Source organism: Streptomyces canus (genome assembly GCF_030816965.1).
GTDB classification, from domain to species: domain Bacteria; phylum Actinomycetota; class Actinomycetes; order Streptomycetales; family Streptomycetaceae; genus Streptomyces; species Streptomyces canus_E.
Window position 1 is genome coordinate 2,506,228 of the sequence record NZ_JAUSYQ010000002.1, and the last position, 20,205, is coordinate 2,526,432.

A 20,205-nucleotide genomic window follows, 5' to 3' on the forward strand; every position below is an offset into this window, starting at 1 on the left:
GCACGGGGCGGCACGTCGACCCAGGGGGCTGACGACGGAGCGAGCGGTGCCCCGCGGGGAGTTCCCGCGGGGCACCGCTCGTCGCGTGTTTTCACCGGATGTGTTCGGCTCGCCGCCCCGGCGTCTCAGGCCTTGCGGGCCCGGGTGGCCTTCTTGGCGGGCGCGGCCTTCTTGGTTGTCGTCGTCCTGGCCGTCGCCGTCTTCTTCGGCGTCGACTCGGCGGCGACCGTCTTCTTCGCCGCGGCCGTCTTCCTGGCCGGTGCCTTGCGCGGGGCCTTCACGGAGGCTCCGTCGCTGATCCGGTCGGCGCCGAGGATCTCCCTGAGGAACTTGCCGGTGTGGCTGGCCGGGACTCCGGCGACCTCCTCCGGGGTGCCCTCGGCGACGACGAGTCCGCCGCCCGCGCCGCCCTCGGGGCCCATGTCGACGACCCAGTCGGCCGTCTTGATCACATCGAGGTTGTGCTCGATGACGATGACGGTGTTGCCCTTGTCGACCAGCCCGGACAGGACCTTCAGCAGCTTGCTGATGTCCTCGAAGTGCAGACCGGTGGTCGGCTCGTCCAGGACGTAGACCGTACGGCCGGTGGACCGCTTCTGGAGCTCGCTGGCGAGCTTCACGCGCTGGGCCTCGCCACCGGACAGGGTGGTCGCGGCCTGGCCGAGACGGACGTAACCGAGACCGACGTCCTTGAGGGTGTTGAGGTGGCGGGCGATCGCGGGGACGGCCTCGAAGAACTCCGTCGCCTCCTCGATCGGCATGTTCAGGACGTCGGCGATGGACTTGCCCTTGTAGTGGACCTCCAGGGTCTCCCGGTTGTAGCGGGCGCCGTGGCAGACCTCGCACGGGACGTAGACGTCCGGGAGGAAGTTCATCTCGATCTTGATAGTGCCGTCGCCCGCACAGTTCTCGCAGCGGCCGCCCTTGACGTTGAAGGAGAAGCGGCCGGGCATGTAGCCGCGGACCTTCGCCTCGGTGGTCTCGGCGAACAGCTTGCGGACGTGGTCGAAGACGCCGGTGTACGTCGCCGGGTTGGACCGCGGGGTGCGGCCGATGGGCGACTGGTCGACGTGCACGACCTTGTCGACGAGGTCGTCACCGTCCACGCGCGTGTGCCGGCCCGGGACGCTCCGCGCGCCGTTGAGCTCGCGCGCCAGGTGCGTGTACAGGATGTCGTTGACCAGGGTCGACTTGCCGGAGCCGGAGACACCGGTGACCGCGGTGAACACGCCCAGCGGGAAGGACACATCGATGTCCTGGAGGTTGTTCTCGCGGGCTCCGTGCACCGTGAGCTGCCGGGACGGGTCGAGGGGGCGGCGGATGTGGGGCAGCGGGATGGCCTTCTTGCCCGACAGGTACTGGCCGGTCTCCGACTCGGCGTTGGCGAGCAGCTCCTTCAGGGAGCCGCTGTGCACGACCTTGCCGCCGTGCTCACCCGCGCCGGGGCCGATGTCGACGATCCAGTCGGCGACCTTGATGGTGTCCTCGTCGTGCTCGACGACGATGAGCGTGTTGCCCATGTCGCGCAGCCGGACCAGGGTCTCGATCAGCCGGTGGTTGTCGCGCTGGTGCAGGCCGATGGACGGCTCGTCGAGGACGTACAGGACGCCGACGAGTCCGGAGCCGATCTGGGTGGCCAGACGGATGCGCTGGGCCTCGCCGCCGGAGAGGGTGCCGGCCGCGCGGTTCAGCGAGAGGTAGTCCAGGCCGACGTCGACCAGGAACTTCAGCCGCTCGTTGACCTCCTTGAGGACCCGCTCGGCGATCTTCTTGTCACGGGCGCTGAGCTTCAGCTCACCCAGGAAGTCCGCGCAGTCGCTGATGGACATGCCGGAGACCTCGGCGATCGACTTCCCCATGACGGTGACCGCGAGGACGAGCGGCTTGAGGCGGGTGCCCTCACAGGTGGGGCAGGGCACCTCGCGCATGTAGCCCTCGAAGCGCTCGCGGCTGGCGTCGCTCTCGGACTCGCTGTGCCGGCGCTTGACGAAGGGAACGGCACCTTCGAAGGGGGTCGTGTAGACCCGCTCGCGGCCGTACCGGTTGCGGTAGCGGACCTCGATCTGCGTCTTGTGACCGTAGAGCAGGGCCTTCTTGGCGCGCTGGGGCAGCCCGGCGAAGGGGATGTCCGTCCGGAAGCCCAGCGCGTCCGCGAGAGCGCCGATCAGACGGCCGAAGTAGTCCTTGGTGTGGCCGTGCGACCAGGGGTGGATGGCGCCCTCGTCGAGGGACTTGTCCTCGTCGGGGACGATCAGCTCCGGGTCGACCTCCATGCGCGTGCCGATGCCGGAGCAGTCGGGGCAGGCGCCGAAGGGCGAGTTGAAGGAGAAGGAACGGGGCTCCAGCTCCTCGAAGGACAGGTCGTCGTAGGTGCAGTACAGGTGCTCCGAGAACATGCGCTCGCGCTCGGGGTCGTCCTCGGGGAGGTCGACGAAGTCGAGCACGACCATGCCGCCGGCGAGGCCGAGGGCGGTCTCCACCGAGTCGGTGAGACGGCGCTTGGCGGACTCCTTCACCGTGAGGCGGTCGATGACCACCTCGATGGTGTGCTTCTCCTGCTTCTTCAGCGTGGGCGGGTTGGAGAGCTGAATGGTCTCGCCGTCCACGCGCGCACGGCTGTAACCCTTGGTCTGGAGATCGGCGAAGAGATCGACGAACTCTCCCTTGCGCTCCCGCACCAGCGGCGAGAGCACCTGGAAGCGGCTCCCCTCCGGCAGCTCCAGGACCCGGTCGACGATGGCCTGCGGCGACTGGCGCGAGATCGGGCGGCCGCACTCGGGACAGTGCGGCTTGCCGATGCGCGCGAAGAGCAGGCGCAGGTAGTCGTAGACCTCGGTGATGGTGCCGACCGTCGAGCGCGGGTTGCGCGAGGTCGACTTCTGGTCGATGGAGACCGCGGGCGAGAGGCCCTCGATGAAGTCGACGTCGGGCTTGTCCATCTGGCCGAGGAACTGGCGGGCGTACGAGGAGAGCGACTCCACGTAGCGACGCTGGCCCTCGGCGAAGATGGTGTCGAAGGCCAGGGAGGACTTGCCCGACCCGGACAGGCCCGTGAAGACGATGAGCGAGTCGCGAGGCAGGTCGAGCGAGACGTTCTTCAGGTTGTGCTCGCGCGCGCCACGGACGATGAGACGGTCGGCCACGCCGGTCCGCACCTTTCTTGGCTTGAGAGGAGTGACAGGGGCGGGGCCCCCGTGCTTTCTCAGACTAGGGGGAGCCACTGACAACGCCGGTCGGATTCCCCGGAGGCATAACAATCCCCGACCATCCAGCATGCCCGACGCCGCACCCGACCATATAGCACGCGCTTTCGATTTACGGCACTGCTTCACCACCTTCACCCAAAGGGGTGGCGGGGCTAGGGTCAGCAGCATGATTGATCACGCTCATGACCTGGTGTCTGTACGTGGTGCGACCGAGCGGCTCCTGACCGCAGCCGCCACGTTGGACAACGCGTCCGTGACCGAGTCGTCACGGCTGCCCGGCTGGAGCCGCGGCCATGTCCTCGCGCACCTGTCCCGCAATGCCGACGCCCTCGTGAACGTTCTGCGGGGACAGCCCATGTACCCCTCCGCGAAAGCGCGTGACGCCGACATCGAGCGCGACGCCCCGCGCCCCCTCGACGTCCAGCTCGCCGACCTCCGCGAGAGTGCCGAGCGCTTCCAGGAGGTGGGGGCCGCACCGGCCGACTGGTCGCGCACGGTCGAGCTCCGCAACGGGGTCACCGACTCGGCGTCCCGGGTGCCGTTCCGGCGGTGGGCCGAGGTGGAGCTGCACCACGTGGACCTCGGGATCGGCTACGAGCTGGAGGATCTTCCGGAGGACTTCGTCCAGCGCGAGATCACCTTCCTCGCGGAGCGTTTCCTGGGCCACCCCGAGGTGCCTTCCCTCATGATCGAGGAGGCCGACGGCCACCGGCTCCCGACGGGCGGCCACGGGGACATCGCGCTCGTCGTCACAGGGCGCCGGGCCGACCTGCTCGGCTGGCTGGCCGGCCGCCGCGACGGCTCGGCCCTGACGGTCCACGGCGGCACCCTCCCCTCGCTGCCCCCGCTATAGGCTGACCGTCATGACGTACAGCGGACAGGTGACGGTCGGCGGGCCCGCCGACGTGCACGAGCTCAAGGACCTGATGATCACCAAGATCGCGGTCGGCCCGATGGACAACAACGCCTATCTGCTGCGCTGCCGGGCCACCGACGAGCAACTGCTGATCGACGCGGCCAACGACGCGGACACCCTGCTGGGCATGATCGGCGACGACGGCATCGCATCCGTCGTCACCACGCATCAGCACGGCGACCACTGGCAGGCGCTCGCCGCGGTCGTCGCGGCCACGCGCGCGCGTACGTACGCCGGCCGGGACGACGCCGAAGGCATCCCCGTGCCCACTGACGTCCTGGTCGACGACGGCGACGTCATCCGCGTGGGGCGTGTGGAGCTGACCGCGCGCCACCTGGTCGGGCACACACCGGGCTCGATCGCCCTCGTCTACGACGACCCCCACGGGCATCCCCATGTGTTCACCGGGGACTGTCTGTTCCCGGGAGGTGTGGGCAACACCCGTAAGGATCCCGAGGCGTTCGCCAGCCTGATCCACGACGTCGAGACGAAGATCTTCGACGCGCTCCCGGACGAGACGTGGGTGTACCCGGGACACGGGAACGACACGTCGCTGGGCGCGGAGCGGCCGCAATTGCCGGAGTGGCGCGCGCGGGGGTGGTGAACCCCGGGGTACGCGCCCCGCGCATACCCTTCGCACGCGCCCCGTGTGAACTCTTCACACACGCCGGCGCCACGCACGCGCTCCCGGCGCACATGGTTGCGCAGTCAACTGGGAGCAGCCCCGCACAGGATGACGGCTCCTGCGCGGTACGGGCCGCCGGTCTCCTCATCCCCGCCCTCGACCGGCGGCCCAGGCGCCTTGTCCGAAAAGCGTTCACAAGAATGCAACACACGTTCCCAATATGCGGACAACTGCCGCTGTGACCTCGACAAACGGGACAGTGGACTGTCACTCTCCCGCCATGCACCTTGCCCCCCGCGCACTGCGCCGCGCCGCCGTCGCGGCATCCATAGCCCTGCTCGCCACCGCCGTCGGCTGTGCTCCGCAGTCGGAGGACGACGCGAACGCCAAAGCCTCGGGGTCGACCGGAACCACCTGCGCCAAGGGCAAGTTGGCCACCAAGAGCTCCGGAAAGCTGACCGTCGCGACCGACGAGCCCGCGTACGAGCCGTGGTTCAAGGACGACAAGCCCGCGAGCGGCAAGGGCTTCGAGTCGGCCGTCGCCTACGCCGTGGCCAAGCAACTCGGCTATGACAAGAGCGCTGTCGTCTGGCAGAGCGTCCCCTTCAACAAGGCGTTCGCACCGGGTGAGAAGACCTTCGACTTCGACATCAACCAGGTGTCGATCAGCGCCGAGCGCAAGAAGGCCGTGGACTTCTCGTCCGGCTACTACGACGTGCGGCAGGCCGTCATCGCGCTCAAGGGCACCAAGGCCGCCAAGGCGAAGAGCATCGCGGACCTGAAGGGCCTCAAGCTGGGCGCCCAGGTCGGCACGACCAGCCTCAACTACATCGAGGACGTGGTGAAGCCGACGCGGGAGGCCGCCGCGTACGCCAAGAACGACCAGGCCAAGTCGGCGCTGCAGAACGGCCAGGTGGACGCCATCGTCGTCGATCTGCCGACCGCCTTCTACATCACGGCGGCCGAGGTGACGGACGGCACGATCGTCGGGCAGTTCGAGAACCAGGCCGGCACGCCGGAGCAGTTCGGGCTCGTCCTCGACAAGGGCAGCGCGCTCACCTCCTGCGTGACGGCCGCCGTGGACGCCCTGCGCAAGGACGGCACGCTCGCCGAGCTGGAGCAGGAGTGGCTGTCGGACGCCGTCGACGCCCCGGTGCTCAAGTGACGCTCACGAAGGACGAGTCCGGCGCCGGGACACCGGAGGCGGGCGATTCGTACACACCGTCGCAGCGGCGGATCGAGCGGGAGCGTCTCAAGCGTGCCCGCGCCCGCCGCGCGTCGGCGATCGCCGCGGTCTCCACCCTGGTCACCGCCGTCGTCCTCTATCTGGTCGTCGTCAGCGCGCCCGGCTGGCCGCGCACCAAGGAGACGTTCTTCAACGGGCAGTACGCGCGCGAGGCGTTCCCGAAGGTCCTCGAAGGACTGTGGCTGAACGTCCGGCTGCTACTGATCTGCGGTGTCGCCGTGCTGGTGCTCGGCATGCTGATCGCCATCGCCCGCACGCTGCGCGGCCCGGTGTTCTTTCCTCTGCGTTTCCTGGCCGCCGCCTACACGGACTTCTTCCGCGGGCTTCCGCTCATCATCAACCTCATGATCGTCGTCCTGGGCGTCCCGGCGCTGCGGCTCCAGGGCGTGACGGTCGACCCGGTGCTGCTGGGCGGTACGGCCCTCACGCTGACGTATTCGGCGTACGTGGCCGAGGTGTTCCGCGCCGGCATCGAGTCCGTGCACCCCTCGCAGCGCGCCGCCGCCCGCTCGCTCGGTCTCTCCAACCGGCAGGCGCTGCGTCATGTGGTGCTGCCGCAGGCCGTGCGCCGCCAGGTGCCGCCCCTGCTGAACGACCTGGTGTCCCTCCAGAAGGACACCGGTCTCGTGTCGATCGGCGGCGCGATCGACGCCGTACGGGCCGCCGACATCATCGTCGGCCGCAGCCTCAACTACACGCCGTACATCGTCGCGGGCCTGGTGTTCGTGGCGCTGACCATCCCGATGACCCGCTTCACGGACTGGGTGACGGCACGGATGGACCGTCAGCGGGCCCAGGGAGGGACCACATGAGCGAGGCACCGGTGCTGCGGATGGAGTCCGTCCGCAAGACCTTCGGCGACTCGGTCGTGCTGCGGGACGTCGACCTGGAGGTCGCCCCGCACACGGTGACCGCCCTGATCGGCGCCTCCGGCTCCGGCAAGTCGACCCTGCTGCGCTGCGCCAACCTCCTGGAGGAGATCGACGACGGGGCCATCTGGCTGGACGGCGAGGAGATCACCGATCCGCGCGTCGACCAGGACGCGGTACGGCGCCGTATCGGCGTGGTCTTCCAGGCGTACAACCTCTTTCCGCACATGACGGTGCTGGAGAACATCACGCTGGCCCCGCGCCGGGTGCACGGAGCGACCCGCGCGCAGGCCGAGGAACACGCCCGCGAGCTCCTGGAGCGGCTCGGGCTCGGCGACAAGGCCGGCGAGTACCCCGACCGGCTCAGCGGCGGTCAGCAGCAGCGTGTGGCGATCGTGCGCGCGCTCGCCGTACGCCCCCGGCTGCTGCTGTTCGACGAGATCACCGCGGCCCTCGACCCGGAGCTGGTGGGCGAGGTCCTGAACGTCGTGCGCGACCTGAAGGGCGACGGCATGACCATGGTGCTGGCCACGCACGAGATGGGCTTCGCGCGCGAGGTCGCCGACCAGGTCTGTTTTCTGGACTCGGGTGTGGTGCTCGAGCGCGGGACCGCGGGGCAGATCTTCGGCGACCCGCAGCAGGAGCGCACGCAGCGCTTTCTGAAGCGGATCGTGGAGGCGGGGCGACTGTAGCGGTGGCGAAGCGGCGGTAAGGACCGTGCGTCCAGGGCATCGGTCCTTACACGTCGGCCTGGGCCGGCCCCGCCAGCGCCGCGACGCGCTCCACGCCGAAGACGTACCCCTGCACTCCGCAGCCGGCGATGACTCCGTCCGCGCGCAACGAGACGTAGGAGTGGTGCCGGAAGGACTCGCGCCGGTGGATGTTGGAGATGTGCACCTCCAGTACCGGCAGCCCGTCACAGGTGTTGAGGGCGTCCAGAATGGCGACCGACGTGTGCGAGTAGGCACCGGGGTTGATGACGATCCCGCAGTGCTGGAGCCTCGCCTCGTGGATCCAGTCGACCAGCTCGCCCTCGTGGTTCGACTGCCGGAAGTCCACCGTGCCGCCGTGCGCGGCGGCCGCCTTGGCGCACAGGGCCTCGACGTCGGCCAGGGTGTCCTTGCCGTAGATCTCCGGCTGACGCTGACCCAGCAGGTTCAGGTTGGGGCCGTTGAGAATCATGATCGGGGCGTTGGCCAGGGTGCGGGGCACGGTTCCTCCGGTCGGTGAAGGCGGGCTGCTGGGACCCGGTTTATCACGGTGCGCCACGCGCGGTGCGGCCCGTACCCTCCGGGCATGACGACGATCTCGTACCCGCCCAAGCCCGTACCGGGCGACCGCATAGCCGTCATCTCCCCCGGCGCCGGTCTGCCGGGGCTCTTCCCGCGCCCCTACGAGTTGGGGCTCGAGCGGCTGCGCAAGGAGTACGGGCTGGAGCCGGTCGAGTATCCGTCGACCCGCAGGATGGGCTCGACGCCCCAGGAGCGCGCCGACGACATCCACGCCGCCTTCGCCGACCCGGACGTCAAGGCGGTCATGGCGTCCATCGGCGGTGATGACCAGATCACCGTGTTGCCGTTCCTGGACCGGGAGTTGATCCGGGCGAATCCGAAGCCGTTCTTCGGGATGAGCGACAACACCAACCTGCTCGCGTTCCTGTACGGCACCGGCATCGTCGGCTACCACGGCGCGACCGTGATGACCGCGCTCGGACGGCCGGTGGCCATGAGCGCGCTGACCGCCGACTCCCTGCGGGCGGCCCTGTTCACCTCGGGCGAGTACGAACTGACTCCCGCTGCCCGCTGGCGGGACGTCGACCGTGACTGGGCGGACCCCGCCACCTTCGACTCCGAACCGCAGACCCGTCCCGGCAACGGTTGGACCTGGGTGAACGCCGACCGGACGGTGGAGGGCCGGGCTTGGGGCGGCTGTCTGGAGATCGTGGGCTGGCTGCTCATGGCCGACCGCGAGATCGCGCGTGATCTGAGTCAGTACGACGGCGGAGTGCTGCTCCTGGAGACCTCGGAGGAAATGCCGAGCGACGTCGAGGTCTTCCGCACCCTGCGCAACATGGGCGAGCGCGGACTCCTCCAGCGCTTCTCCGCACTGCTCTGGGGCCGTCCCAAGACGTGGGCCTTCGACCGCCCCAACAGCCCCGAGGAGGCGGATCGTTACGCCGCCGACCAGCGCGAGGCGGTACTGCAGGCCATGCGCGTATATGCCCCGCACACCACCATCGTCTTCGACGTGGACTACGGACACACCGATCCACAACTCGTCATCCCCTACGGCGGTCTCGTCCGAGTCGACGGTCCCGCCCGGCGCATCACCGTCACGTACTGATCACGCCCGAGCGCGCTCACGCGCCCCCGTAACCGCTGATCACCGTGGGTAGTTGATGCGGCATGCACGACGTACGCACGGTAAAGGCGCCCTCCATGCCGCGGCTCGCGGCCGCCTCGCTCGCCGGGACGGCCATCGAGTTCTACGACTTCTTCGTCATCGGGAGGAAGTAGTCGCGGTGCCGTACGGTCTGGGTCGCCACGAACAGCCCGTACAGGATCAGCGAGGACAGCGCGGCGAACGTCAGCTGGGTGGCGGAGAACTCCGGGCCCGGTTTGCTCGTCGTGAACGTCGGCAGCACCAGGCTCAGCGTGGCCAGGGTGGCGACCGTGGCGAGGGCGGCGCCGGTGCCCTCGGGGTTGAAGACCGCGGTGCCCTGGCGCAGTGCGGCCACGAGGAGGCTGATGCCGACAATGCCGTTGCAGGGTGATCATCATGGCCGCGAAGACCGTGTCCCTGGCCCGGGTCGAGCCCTTGTCGCCGCCGTCCACCATCAGGATGACGATCAGGGCGACCTCGATGATCGTGACGGCGACGCGAGGACGAGGGAGCCGAACGGTTCACCGACCCGGTGGGCGATCACCCTCGGCGTGGTGCACGGGGGCCAGCACGGCCCCCGCGAGGACCAGGGTCACGAGCACGACGACCGCGCCGGGCAGATCGCGTCCCCACGTGAACACCAGCAGGACGACCGCGAGCACCGGCACGGCGGACGTCCAACTCGTGGTGGGCGTCGGGAGCCGAGCGATCATGCAGCGATCGTCGCAGAGGCCGACCGGCTCCGCACCGTGCCTGGGCTACTTGATGTCGCCGGACTCCAGGACGTCACAGTTGGTGTAGACGCGCTCTCCGATGCTCAGGGCGCCCAGCTGCTCCGCGAGTTTGCTCGTCTCGGGGTCGTCACTGTTGCGCATGGCCTCGTCGTACGAGTCGAACTCGATCAGCGCCAGATAGTGGTTGGGCTTGTCCCGGTCCTTCAGGAGCATGCGGTGGGTCGGGCCGCCCGTCCTGCCCGCGTTGCGCTGCCCCGCCTCCTGCAGCAGCTGCTGCATCTCTTCCATGCGCTCGGTCTCGAAGCCGATGATCTGCACGAACTTCATGAGTGTCTCCAGCCGGCCACGGCGCCCCCGGGCCGGGGAACGCGCTGGAACCAAACAAGCACCGGGAGCGATACCCGGCAATTCGCCGTGCTCCGCTCCCGGTGCTGATTCTTCTACGTCTGCGGTGGTCAGGCCTCGATGCTGTCCTTCGGAGCGCCTTCGCCCTCCGCCTGCGCCGCCTCGGCCGCCGCCTGCTTCCTGGTGGCCATCAGACTGGTGATCGTGGTGACGATCAGGACCGCGCAGATCACGCCGAGCGAGACCGGAATGCTGATCTCGGGGACGTGGACCCCGGACTCGTGCAGGGCGTGCAGCACCAGCTTGACGCCGATGAAGCCCAGGATGATCGACAGGCCGTAGCTCAGGTGGACCAGCTTCTTCAGCAGACCGCCGATGAGGAAGTACAGCTGCCGCAGACCCATCAGGGCGAACGCGTTGGCCGTGAAGACGATGTACGGGTCCTGGGTCAGGCCGAAGATCGCGGGGATCGAGTCGAGCGCGAAGAGCACGTCGGTGGAGCCGATCGCGAGCATCACGACGAGCATCGGGGTCATGACCCGCTTGCCGTTCTCCACGATCCACAGCTTGGTGCCGTGGTAGCGGTCGGCCACGCCGAACCTGCGCTCGGCGGCCTTGAGCAGCTTGTTCTCCTCGAACTCCTCTTCCTCCTCGTCCGCCCGGGCCTCCTGGATGAGCTTCCAGGCGGTCCAGATGAGGAAGGCGCCGAAGATGTAGAACACCCAGGCGAAGCTGGCGATGATCGCGGCACCGGCCGCGATGAAGATCGCGCGCAGTACCAGGGCTATGAGGACACCGACGAGAAGCACCCGCTGCTGGTACTGCGAGGGCACCGCGAACTTCGCCATGATCAGGACGAAGACGAAGAGGTTGTCCACGCTCAGGGACTTCTCGGTGATGAAGCCCGCGAAGAACTCTCCGCCGGCCTGGCCGCCGCCGAAGACGAGCAGACCGAGCCCGAAGAGGCCGGCCAGGGCGATCCAGACAACGGTCCAGATGCCCGCTTCCTTGATGGACACGTCGTGCGGCTTGCGGCCGATGAAGAAGTCGACCGCGATGAGGGCGGCGAGGCCCACGATCGTCAGGACCCACAGGGTCACGGAAACATCCACAGTTCCTCCGGCAATACGTAACGGCAAGTAACCAGCGTCGTCGCGCTGCCGGAGGTCTCTTCCACCCACGGTGGGCCGACGCCCCGGGATCAGGCCTGATCCGTATTGACGGGTACGCCGCATCGACAGGGAGTACTCCCCTCCGTGCCACCAACCGTACCCCAATCACCAAGGAAAGGTAAAGCGATTGGCAAAAGGAAGGTCAAAATACCAGGTGGGAGGCACTTTACGGGTACTTGGTACGAGCCGCCGCGACCTGGTTCAGGACCTGTTGGACGACCTGGCTGCCGGGTGGGACGAGCGCGGGCTCGTAGGTCCAGGCATGCCCGACCCACGGGTCGGCAAGGTGGTCGTCGGGCACCGGGGTCAGTCGCATGAGGGAGCGCCACAGGGGGTCGAGGAGGGGGCCGTAGGCGGAGGCCTCCTCACGGTCCGCGACCATCATGAGGTGGACGCCGACGGACGGTCCCTCGTCCGCGAGGTAGCGCAGCTGGGTGACGGCCCGGTCGTCGAAGCCGTGCGGGAAGTCGTTGACGATCAGGAGTTGCTCGGAGGTGTCGAGGCCGGGCGGGAGGGCGTCGGCCGCGCCGCCGCGCACCGCCATCTGCACGAGGTCGACGCGCTCGGTGAGGCGGGCCAGGACGTCCGCCACGCCCGCGGCGCCGACGGCGGGCGGGGCCGCGAGCACGCCCGCCCACACCAGCGGGGCGAGTGACTGCGCTCCCGACCCGGCCGGGTCGATGACGTGCACGGTGTAGTCCCCGGCGGGGTGGACGGCGAGGAGCCGGGCCGCGAGCGCCACGGCCGTGTCCATGGCGAGGCGGTGCAGTTCGTGGGAGTCGAGGAACGAGCCGTCGAGGGATCCGGTGGCTCCGCTGTCGATCCACAGGCCGCGCTCCAGCGGCAGCCGGACCAGCATCGGGATACGCAGCTCGGCGCACTCGGGCAGATGCAGATCGCCCAGGCGCACGGCCATGGGCGCCTCGAACGGCACGCGGTAGTCATGCCAGGCGGAGTTGTCCCAGCGGGCGTACGCCAGGGGCAGGGCGGGTTCGACCACTTCGGACTCGGCCGTGAGCTGGCCGAGATCCCGGTCGTAGGCCGCGCGGGCCTGTTCGACCAGCTGGGCATACTTGGCGCGGGCCGCCTCACGTGCGGCGTCGCCCTGCCCGCCGATCCGGCTGCGCGGGTCGGCGAGGGCCGCGTCGAGCTCCTGCTCCCTGCGCGAGTCGGCGAAGTCGACGGCGCTGCGGTACGCGGCCGTGGAGCGGGCCAGGTCCTCGAACATGCCCCACACCTGGTTGTAGAGCCGCTCGTCCATCGACCAGCCGGTCGCGTCCCCTGCAACGGGCCGCGCGGGCTGCCCCGGCTGAACCGGGGGCACGGCGGGCGGAGGCGGGGGCGGGGCGGCGTTCTGCCGTCGGGGGTGGCTGTAGTCGATCGGGCCGCCACCGGTGGGCGCGGGAGGCTGAGCCGCGGACGCGTCCGCGGGCACCTGGGTGTGTCCGGGCTGCGGCCCGCCGGTCGCCGGGGCGCCCTGCGCGCCGTAGGGAGAGGCGGGCTGCGATGTGCCGGAGGCCGGGCCGCCGCTCGGGGTCGTCGGCTGCGGCAGTGTGCCCGGTGGCTGTGTGCCGTACGGAGACAGCGGCTGCGGGGGTACGGCACCGGCGGCGCCCTGGGTCGCGGAGGAGCCCTGGTCGGGGCCCGGTGCCGGTGTGGTCGTCTGCCGGGCACGGTCGCCGTCCGCCGTGCGGGCCGGGGGCGTCACCGCTCGGGCCAGGCCCTGGGCCACCGCCTCATGGATGGTGTTCGCGAGCTGGCGGGCCCAGGGAAGGCCCTGGTCGGTGAGGAGTTCGGTGAGACCGCCCGCGTAGCCCTGGCCGACGGCGCGTACCTTCCAGGCGCCCTGGCGTCGGTAGAGCTCCAGCGCGACGACCGCCGACTCGGCGTCCAGACCGGTGATGGTGTAGCTGGCGAGCTCGGTGCCGTCGAGGCCCGTGACCGCGACGAAGGGGGCGGCGACGGCGCCGAAGCGCACGGGTCCGCCCGCCGAGGGCAGGGCGAGCAGCACATGGACCCGGTGGACGGCCTCGGGCACGGCGCCGAGATCCACCGCGAGGCGGTGTTCGGCGGCCGCCTGCCGGGAGACCTCCAGACCCGGCAGGGCGGGCGCTCCCGGGTGGACGACCCACTCGACGCCGTGCACCGTGCCGTGCTCGTCGCCGAGCGTGGCTCCGGCCACGACCGGCGTACCGGCCGCGATCCGGATCTCGAGACGGGCCTGGGAGAGCGGGTGGTTCTGCCCCCGCACCAGCTCGGCCGTCATCGCCTTCTCCCCCTGTGTCGTGGTGTCGGTCGGGTGCCGCTCGGCGGGCCCGTTACAGGTGCGGCAGGATCGACGGCATCAGGTCCTGGAAGGTGCGGCCGTTGGCCGGGGTGCCGAGGGCCGTCATGGTCCAGCCCGGGCCCGTCCGGTGCACCTTCGCCATGATCTGGGCGGTGTAGGCGCCGCCGCCGGCGAGCGTGTAGCGGGCCAGTTCGTCGCCGGTGGTCTCGTCGACCAGCCGGCAGAAGGCGTTCTGCACCTCCTGGAAGGTCTGGCCCGTGAAGGAGTTCACGGTGAAGACGATCTGGTCGATGTGAACGGGGACGCGGGCCAGGTCGACGAGGATCGCCTCGTCGTCCCCGCCCTGGCCGACGCCGCCGACGAGATTGTCACCGGTGTGCTTGACCGAACCGTCGTCGCTCACCAGGTGACGGAAGAAGACGACGTCGACGGGCTGCTTGTCCGCGAACAGGACGGCGGAGGCGTCGAGGTCGACCTCCCGCGTGCGCGTGCCGAACAGGCCGCGCCGCGGAGCCGCCTGCCAGCCGAGACCCATGCGCACCGCGGTCAGGCTGCCTCCGTCGTTCTTCTGCAGACTGATGGCCTGACCCTTGGTCATGTTGACGGTCACGCGCCGAACCCCTCTCGCTGCTGCCCCCTGTTACCGCGGTGCCCGCGGTTGTCCAGAACCCTACGCAGGGGCACCGACGGTGACGCACCCCGGAGCGCACTTTGTGTCGGTCTTGCAACACAGCGCGATGGGGGTCAGGCCAGGCCGGCCTCCTTCATCTGCCGGAGCTCCTTCTTCATCTCGGAGACCTCGTCGCGCAGCCGGGCCGCGATCTCGAACTGGAGGTCGGCGGCGGCGGCACGCATGCGTGCCGTCATCTCCTCGATCTGCTCGGCGAGCTCGGCCGCGGGGCGGTCGGTCGGGACGGTTTCCTTGGCCTTGCCCTTGGCGGCCTTGGTCCCGGCCGCCGCCTTGCCGAGAGAGGGCACGGGGGCCTTCGCTGCCTTGCCGTCCTTGCCCTTGCGGTAGCCGGAGCCGAGCAGCTGCTCGGTGTCGACGTCCTCGCGGGCGATCTGAGCGACGATGTCGTTGATCTTCTTGCGCAGCGGCTGGGGGTCGATGCCCCGCTCCGTGTTGTAGGCGACCTGCTTCTCCCGGCGCCGGTTGGTCTCCTCGATGGCCTTCTCCATCGCCGGGGTGATCTTGTCGGCGTACATGTGGACCTGGCCGGATACATTGCGCGCGGCGCGGCCGATGGTCTGGATCAGGGAGGTGCCGGAGCGCAGGAAGCCCTCCTTGTCGGCGTCGAGAATGGCCACCAGGGACACCTCGGGCAGGTCGAGTCCCTCGCGCAGGAGGTTGATGCCGACGAGGACGTCGAACTCGCCGGAACGCAGCTCACGCAGCAGCTCCACGCGGCGCAGGGTGTCGACGTCGCTGTGCAGATAGCGGACCTGGATGCCGAGCTCCAGGAAGTAGTCGGTGAGATCCTCGGCCATCTTCTTGGTGAGCGTGGTGACCAGGACACGCTCGTCCTTCTCGGTGCGGGTGCGGATCTCGTGCACCAGGTCGTCGATCTGGCCCTCGGTGGGCTTGACGACGACCTCCGGGTCGATCAGGCCGGTGGGGCGGATGATCTGCTCCACGGCGCCGTCCGCGCGCGAGAGCTCGTACTTGCCGGGCGTCGCCGACAGATAGACGGTCTGGCCGATGCGCTCCGTGAACTCCTCCCACTTGAGGGGGCGGTTGTCCAGAGCCGAGGGGAGGCGGAAGCCGTGGTCGACGAGGGTGCGCTTGCGGGAGGCGTCGCCCTCGTACATCGCGCCAATCTGAGGCACGGTCACGTGCGACTCGTCGATGACGAGCAGGAAGTCGTCCGGGAAGTAGTCGATCAGGGTGTTCGGCGGGGAACCGGGCGAGCGGCCGTCGAAGTGCATCGAGTAGTTCTCGACGCCCGAGCAGGAGCCGATCTGGCGGAGCATCTCGAGGTCGTACGTCGTGCGCATCCTCAGACGCTGAGCTTCCAGGAGCTTGCCCTGCTTCTCCAGCTCGGCCAGGCGCTCCCCGAGCTCCTTCTCGATGTCGTTGACGGCCCGCTCCATGCGCTCGGGTCCCGCGACGTAGTGCGAGGCCGGGAAGACGTACAGATGGTCGTCGTCGCTGATGATCTCGCCGGTGAGCGGGTGGAGCGTGGACAGGGCCTCGATCTCGTCGCCGAACATCTCGATACGGACGGCGAGTTCCTCGTAGACCGGGAAGATCTCGATGGTGTCGCCGCGCACCCGGAAGGTGCCCCGGGTGAAGGCCAGGTCGTTGCGCGTGTACTGGATGTCGACGAATCGGCGCAGCAGCTGGTCGCGGTCGATCTCGTCGCCGACCTTGAGCGCGACCATGCGGTCCACGTACTCCTGCGGGGTACCGAGGCCGTAGATGCAGGAGACCGAGGCGACCACGATGACGTCCCGGCGGGTGAGCAGCGAGTTGGTCGCGGAGTGGCGCAGGCGCTCCACCTCCTCGTTGATCGAGGAGTCCTTCTCGATGTAGGTGTCCGACTGCGGGACGTAGGCCTCGGGCTGGTAGTAGTCGTAGTACGAGACGAAGTACTCGACGGCGTTGTTCGGCAGCAGCTCGCGGAACTCGTTCGCCAGCTGGGCGGCCAGCGTCTTGTTCGGGGCCATCACGAGGGTGGGGCGCTGGAGCTTCTCGATCATCCACGCGGTGGTGGCGGACTTTCCGGTGCCGGTCGCGCCGAGCAGGACGACGTCCTTCTCACCTGCCTCGATGCGCTTGGCCAGCTCGGCGATGGCCGCCGGCTGATCGCCGCTGGGCTGGTAGGGGCTGACGACCTCGAAGGGCGCCACCGTACGTTCGATGTGGGAAACGGGCCGCATGGAGTCCACCGTACGACTCCCCACTGACAACGCGGCCCGATCAGGGGCTTCGGGTGGAGGAGGGGCCGGTGGGTCAGCGGTTCTGCGGGGTGCGGGAGTCGCTGTGGGTCAGGTTCCGGCGGGGGCGGAGCGAGGGACGGCGGGCGGCCGGGTGGTGGACGAGTTCGCGCGCGGGGACGCCGGGTTTGTTCTCGACGGGCGACCACACGGGCTTGCCCATGACCATCAGCGGATCAAACATCACGACGACACCCGCGATCAGCAGGAAGGCGAGCGGGCCGATCATCATCGGCGCGAGCAGGGAGGCGGGCGAGTCACCGGCGATGGGGGCGGACGTGCGGTGCACGTGGACGCTGAGGGCGGCCATGCCGGTGTAGTGCATGCCCGTGACGGCGAGGCCCATGATCAGGCTCGCGCCCACGCTCCACAGGAATCCCCTGACCTGCCCGGCTGCCCAGAGGGCGGCGGTGGCGGCGACGACGGCTATGACCACGGAGATGGCGACGGTGACGGTGTTGTACTCCAGCTGCCCGTTCAGGCGCATCCCCGCCATTCCCAGGTAGTGCATCGAGGCGATGCCCAGGCCGGTGACGGCACCGCCGGTCATCAGAGGTGTTCCGGTCGCGCCCCGGTAGCCGACGATGAAGACCCCGATCCCCACCATGACGACGGCGACGCCCAGGCTCGCGAAGGTGATGGCCCTGTCGTAGTGGATGGGTGCCTGTTCGACCTTGAACCCCATCATCGCGACGAAGTGCATGGTCCAGATGCCGGAGCCGATCGCCGCCGAGCCGAGGGCCAGCCAGCCGGGTCGCCAAGACCGGTTGACCAGCATGGATCTGGTGGTGCAACGCAGGCCGAGGGCGCCACCGAGGCAGGCCATGAGGTAGGCCACCAGCGGTGTGACGAGTCCGTAGCTGAATCCGTCGACCGTGCCTTGCATGCGCGGCTACCTTCCGCCCTCTTACGTCCTGGAATTCCCTGAAATGTGCCCCTTCCCAGCACCGCACGAGCGGTCGGGGTCGAGGCAGAGAGTATGACTCTCACCGGAATGGTCGAACGATTCTCCGGCAAAGAAACACGCCCTTGCCGCAGTTGTGCGGCATCGGTGAGCGGACTTGGAACACGACCGTTCAGGATGTGCCCATTCTGTACCCCACTGCCGTTGACGCGGTGCTGTCACAGTTGTGCTGTACGTGATTGCTCGACGCGAGGAGTACGTATGCACGCGCGCGCTGCGACCGCCATGACCACCGCGCTCCTGGGGACCGCCGCCCTCCTGCTTCCCGCAACCGACGTCCGAGCCGTCGAGGACGGCACACCGCCCGTGATCATCGCGCACCGGGGCGCCTCCGCCTACGCCCCCGAGAACACCCTGGCCGCCGTCGACAGCGCCGCACGGCTCGGCGCCGTCTGGGTCGAGAACGACGTCCAGCGCACCAAGGACGGCGAACTCGTCGTCCTCCACGACGACAGCCTCCAGCGCACCACCGACGTGGAGCAGGTGTTCCCCGGTCGGGCGCCCTGGAAGGTGAAGGACTTCACCGCCGCGGAAATCGCGCGTCTGGACGCGGGCAGCTGGTTCGGCGCCGCCTACGCGGGCGCGCGCGTGCCGACGCTCGAGCAGTATGTGCACCGCGTCGATCTTCACCATCAGAATCTGCTCCTCGAACTCAAGAACCCGGAGCTGTATCCGGGCATCGAACAGGAGACCCTCAAGCTCCTCAGCAACGAGGGGTGGCTCGACCGGAAGCACAGGAGCCGGCTGGTCGTACAGAGCTTCAGCGCGGCCAGTCTGCGGACCGTCCACGATCTCAAGCCCGGTGTGAAGACCGGCTTCCTCGGAACGCCGTCCGTGGCGGACCTGCACGCGTACGCGGTCTTCGCCGACCAGATCAACCCGTCGTACACCGCCGTCTCCAGGGCGTACGTCTCCGCGGTCCAGGCCTTCACGGGTCCGCACGGCAGGCCGCTCGAGGTCTCCACCTGGACCGTCGACACTGCGGACGCCGCCCGGCTGGTCGCCGGGTACGGCGTCGACGGCATCATCACCAACACGCCGGACGTGGTGCGGGACGCGCTGCACGAGTAGCGGCCTGTTCGCGCCGGCCGCCGGGTGTTGTCAGTGCCGGCTCGTACGGTGGACGCATGAACAGCCAAGGACAGGACGAGCAGCGGGTCGTGTGGACCGTCGTCGGCACGGACATCGGGCCGCTGCTGCTGGCCGCGACCGACGAGGGCCTGGTCAACGTGGTCTTCCACGCCACCGAACCGGTCCGCGACAAAGCGCTGGAGCGGCTCGCGTCCCGGCTGGGTACCGAGGCCGTCGAGGCGCCTGGCTCCGCACTGCTGGCCGAGGCGATACGCCAGGTCGAGGCGTACTTCGCGGGCGATCGGCACGACTTCGAGCTGTCCCTGGACTGGTCGCTGATCTCGGGCTTCAACCGGCAGGTGCTGCGCGAGCTGGCGTCGGGTGTGCGGTACGGCCAGGTCGTCGGATACGGCGATCTGGCCGGACGGGTCGGCCAGCCGGGTGCCGCGCAGGCCGTGGGGGTGGCCATGGGCTCCAATCCGCTGCCGGTCGTCGTGCCGTGTCATCGGGTCGTGGAGAGCGACGGCGGCATCGGCGGGTTCGGCGGCGGTCTGGAGACCAAGCGGAAGCTGCTCGCGCTGGAGGGCGTGCTGCCTGAGCCGCTGTTCTGACGCACGGCCGGCACCCAGCGGCAGGCAGCCCAGCCACTGGCATCCGAGGGATCGGAGCCGAAGGGACGGTGATCAGACATGAGCGGAAACAGGGCAGTCGCGTGTCTCAAGCCAGGCGCTGTGGAGGTCAGGACCGTCGACCCTGACGGACGCTTGAGCTCCAGGACGGACCATCTGCGTCAGCGACCAGCACATGGTGCGCGGACGGACGACCGCGCCCGAGGGGCTGGGCTGGTCCTCGGACCGCCAGGGCGCCAGTCGTAAGTACGTGCTCGACCCGCACGGAGCGCTGACCGGCGTAGGGGCGGTCTGACATCTCGCAGGAGGGGGCCACACACGCGTGGCGTGTGGCCCTCCTCGCGCGTCGGTCCGCGTCAGTCGTAGTGGCGCGCCTCGAAGACGTTCCCGTCCGGGTCGCGGAAGTAAAAGCTGCGCCGGGCCGTTCCGCGGGCGCCGAAGGACTCTCGGGAGATGTCCGAGACCGGCACGGACCGTTCCTCGAGGCGGGCGCGGAGTGCCTCGAAATCGTCGGCGGGCAGGGCCAGGCAAACATGATTGACGGGGTGTCCCGCGCTCTCGGCAGCGCCAGGGACCATTTTCATGTGGTCCGCCATGGTGAGCGGCATGAGGTCGAAGATGGTCTCGTCGTTGAGCCGTACGGAGGGGAAGGACACCGCCCCCGCGGCGAAGTCGGTGAGCCTCACGGGTTCCATGCCCAGGGTCTTCTCGTAGAAGTCGGCCGATGCCACCGGGTCACGGACCCAGAGGACGACATGGTCGAGACGTGTCGAGCTGTCCTTCATGCACCCCAGGCTGGTGTCGTCCTCCACAGCCCGCAAG

The 20,205-nt window shown here is 69.1% G+C and carries 17 protein-coding genes and 1 pseudogene; 8 read left to right on the plus strand and 10 right to left on the minus strand.

Annotation, left to right across the window (positions count from 1 at the left end):
- Positions 1-125: 125 nt before the first annotated feature.
- Positions 126-3,143 (minus strand): excinuclease ABC subunit UvrA, encoded by a 3,018-nt coding sequence (uvrA, locus tag QF027_RS12525; protein ID WP_307074517.1) that lies wholly within the window; start codon positions 3,141-3,143, stop codon positions 126-128.
- Between the two features lie 229 nt (positions 3,144-3,372).
- Here uvrA and QF027_RS12530 point away from each other — a divergent pair, with 229 nt between their 5' ends.
- The 5 genes from QF027_RS12530 (at position 3,373) to QF027_RS12550 (ending at position 7,554) form a co-directional block, all read left to right on the plus strand.
- A complete protein-coding gene (locus QF027_RS12530; RefSeq protein ID WP_307074519.1) occupies positions 3,373-4,059 on the plus strand; it encodes a maleylpyruvate isomerase family mycothiol-dependent enzyme in 687 nt (228 codons plus the stop codon).
- A gap of 10 nt (positions 4,060-4,069) precedes the next feature.
- Positions 4,070-4,726 carry an MBL fold metallo-hydrolase gene (locus tag QF027_RS12535; protein WP_306983102.1) on the plus strand — a complete coding sequence of 219 codons (657 nt, stop codon included), beginning with the start codon at positions 4,070-4,072 and terminating at the stop codon, positions 4,724-4,726.
- Positions 4,727-5,027: 301 nt separating this feature from the next.
- The gene (locus QF027_RS12540) at positions 5,028-5,912 is read left to right on the plus strand and encodes an ABC transporter substrate-binding protein (RefSeq protein ID WP_307074521.1); all 885 of its coding nucleotides are present in this window, start codon (positions 5,028-5,030) and stop codon (positions 5,910-5,912) included.
- A complete protein-coding gene (locus QF027_RS12545; RefSeq protein ID WP_306983097.1) occupies positions 5,909-6,805 on the plus strand; it encodes an amino acid ABC transporter permease in 897 nt (298 codons plus the stop codon). Before QF027_RS12540 ends, QF027_RS12545 begins: the two co-directional genes overlap by 4 nt.
- Positions 6,802-7,554 carry an amino acid ABC transporter ATP-binding protein gene (locus tag QF027_RS12550; protein ID WP_306983094.1) on the plus strand — a complete coding sequence of 251 codons (753 nt, stop codon included), beginning with the start codon at positions 6,802-6,804 and terminating at the stop codon, positions 7,552-7,554. The genes QF027_RS12545 and QF027_RS12550 overlap by 4 nt, the downstream gene beginning before the upstream one ends.
- A 46-nt stretch (positions 7,555-7,600) precedes the next feature.
- Here the strand turns inward: QF027_RS12550 and aroQ are convergent, their stop codons facing one another.
- Positions 7,601-8,074 (minus strand): type II 3-dehydroquinate dehydratase, encoded by a 474-nt coding sequence (aroQ, locus tag QF027_RS12555; protein WP_059206156.1) that lies wholly within the window; start codon positions 8,072-8,074, stop codon positions 7,601-7,603.
- 84 nt (positions 8,075-8,158) lie between these two features.
- Here aroQ and QF027_RS12560 point away from each other — a divergent pair, with 84 nt between their 5' ends.
- Positions 8,159-9,205 (plus strand): S66 family peptidase, encoded by a 1,047-nt coding sequence (locus QF027_RS12560; protein WP_307074523.1) that lies wholly within the window; start codon positions 8,159-8,161, stop codon positions 9,203-9,205.
- Between the two features lie 151 nt (positions 9,206-9,356).
- Here the strand turns inward: QF027_RS12560 and QF027_RS12565 are convergent.
- The 7 genes and pseudogenes from QF027_RS12565 to QF027_RS12595 all read right to left on the minus strand — a co-directional run.
- Positions 9,357-9,957: pseudogene (locus tag QF027_RS12565) on the minus strand (calcium:proton antiporter); the annotation flags it as partial.
- Positions 9,958-10,002: 45 nt separating this feature from the next.
- Positions 10,003-10,305 (minus strand): hypothetical protein, encoded by a 303-nt coding sequence (locus tag QF027_RS12570; protein WP_057618380.1) that lies wholly within the window; start codon positions 10,303-10,305, stop codon positions 10,003-10,005.
- Positions 10,306-10,433: 128 nt separating this feature from the next.
- A complete protein-coding gene (locus tag QF027_RS12575; protein WP_208616938.1) occupies positions 10,434-11,435 on the minus strand; it encodes a TerC/Alx family metal homeostasis membrane protein in 1,002 nt (333 codons plus the stop codon).
- Between the two features lie 226 nt (positions 11,436-11,661).
- Positions 11,662-13,761: a TerD family protein gene (locus QF027_RS12580; RefSeq protein WP_307074525.1), complete on the minus strand. Its 2,100-nt coding sequence runs from the start codon at positions 13,759-13,761 to the stop codon at positions 11,662-11,664.
- 52 nt (positions 13,762-13,813) lie between these two features.
- Entirely contained in the window at positions 13,814-14,392 is a 579-nt protein-coding gene (locus tag QF027_RS12585) for a TerD family protein (protein ID WP_306983082.1), read from the minus strand.
- 134 nt (positions 14,393-14,526) lie between these two features.
- On the minus strand, positions 14,527-16,662 hold the full coding sequence (uvrB, locus tag QF027_RS12590; RefSeq protein ID WP_306983079.1) for an excinuclease ABC subunit UvrB: 2,136 nt from the start codon (positions 16,660-16,662) through the stop codon (positions 14,527-14,529).
- A gap of 73 nt (positions 16,663-16,735) precedes the next feature.
- A complete protein-coding gene (locus tag QF027_RS12595; RefSeq protein WP_306983077.1) occupies positions 16,736-17,605 on the minus strand; it encodes an MHYT domain-containing protein in 870 nt (289 codons plus the stop codon).
- A gap of 279 nt (positions 17,606-17,884) precedes the next feature.
- Here QF027_RS12595 and QF027_RS12600 point away from each other — a divergent pair, with 279 nt between their 5' ends.
- A complete protein-coding gene (locus QF027_RS12600; RefSeq protein WP_307074527.1) occupies positions 17,885-18,754 on the plus strand; it encodes a glycerophosphodiester phosphodiesterase in 870 nt (289 codons plus the stop codon).
- A 56-nt stretch (positions 18,755-18,810) separates the two neighbouring features.
- Complete coding sequence (locus tag QF027_RS12605) at positions 18,811-19,365, plus strand: methylated-DNA--[protein]-cysteine S-methyltransferase (protein WP_306983072.1); 555 nt, start codon at positions 18,811-18,813, stop codon at positions 19,363-19,365.
- 374 nt (positions 19,366-19,739) lie between these two features.
- On the opposite strand, the gene QF027_RS12610 is transcribed toward QF027_RS12605, so the two are convergent.
- Positions 19,740-20,168 (minus strand): VOC family protein, encoded by a 429-nt coding sequence (locus QF027_RS12610; protein WP_307074529.1) that lies wholly within the window; start codon positions 20,166-20,168, stop codon positions 19,740-19,742.
- Positions 20,169-20,205 lie beyond the last annotated feature (37 nt).

What these genes read in the sequence shown, in the direction of transcription:
- QF027_RS12580 (WP_307074525.1), bottom strand. Translation starts at nt 13,761, where the DNA reads ATGACGGCCGAGCTGGTGCGGGGGCAGAACCACCCGCTCTCCCAGGCC.
- QF027_RS12610 (WP_307074529.1), bottom strand. Translation starts at nt 20,168, where the DNA reads ATGAAGGACAGCTCGACACGTCTCGACCATGTCGTCCTCTGGGTCCGT.
- QF027_RS12570 (WP_057618380.1), bottom strand. Translation starts at nt 10,305, where the DNA reads ATGAAGTTCGTGCAGATCATCGGCTTCGAGACCGAGCGCATGGAAGAG.
- QF027_RS12560 (WP_307074523.1), top strand. Translation starts at nt 8,159, where the DNA reads ATGACGACGATCTCGTACCCGCCCAAGCCCGTACCGGGCGACCGCATA.
- QF027_RS12600 (WP_307074527.1), top strand. Translation starts at nt 17,885, where the DNA reads ATGCACGCGCGCGCTGCGACCGCCATGACCACCGCGCTCCTGGGGACC.
- QF027_RS12605 (WP_306983072.1), top strand. Translation starts at nt 18,811, where the DNA reads ATGAACAGCCAAGGACAGGACGAGCAGCGGGTCGTGTGGACCGTCGTC.
- QF027_RS12535 (WP_306983102.1), top strand. Translation starts at nt 4,070, where the DNA reads ATGACGTACAGCGGACAGGTGACGGTCGGCGGGCCCGCCGACGTGCAC.
- QF027_RS12530 (WP_307074519.1), top strand. Translation starts at nt 3,373, where the DNA reads ATGATTGATCACGCTCATGACCTGGTGTCTGTACGTGGTGCGACCGAG.
- QF027_RS12550 (WP_306983094.1), top strand. Translation starts at nt 6,802, where the DNA reads ATGAGCGAGGCACCGGTGCTGCGGATGGAGTCCGTCCGCAAGACCTTC.
- QF027_RS12595 (WP_306983077.1), bottom strand. Translation starts at nt 17,605, where the DNA reads ATGCAAGGCACGGTCGACGGATTCAGCTACGGACTCGTCACACCGCTG.
- QF027_RS12540 (WP_307074521.1), top strand. Translation starts at nt 5,028, where the DNA reads ATGCACCTTGCCCCCCGCGCACTGCGCCGCGCCGCCGTCGCGGCATCC.
- uvrB (WP_306983079.1), bottom strand. Translation starts at nt 16,662, where the DNA reads ATGCGGCCCGTTTCCCACATCGAACGTACGGTGGCGCCCTTCGAGGTC.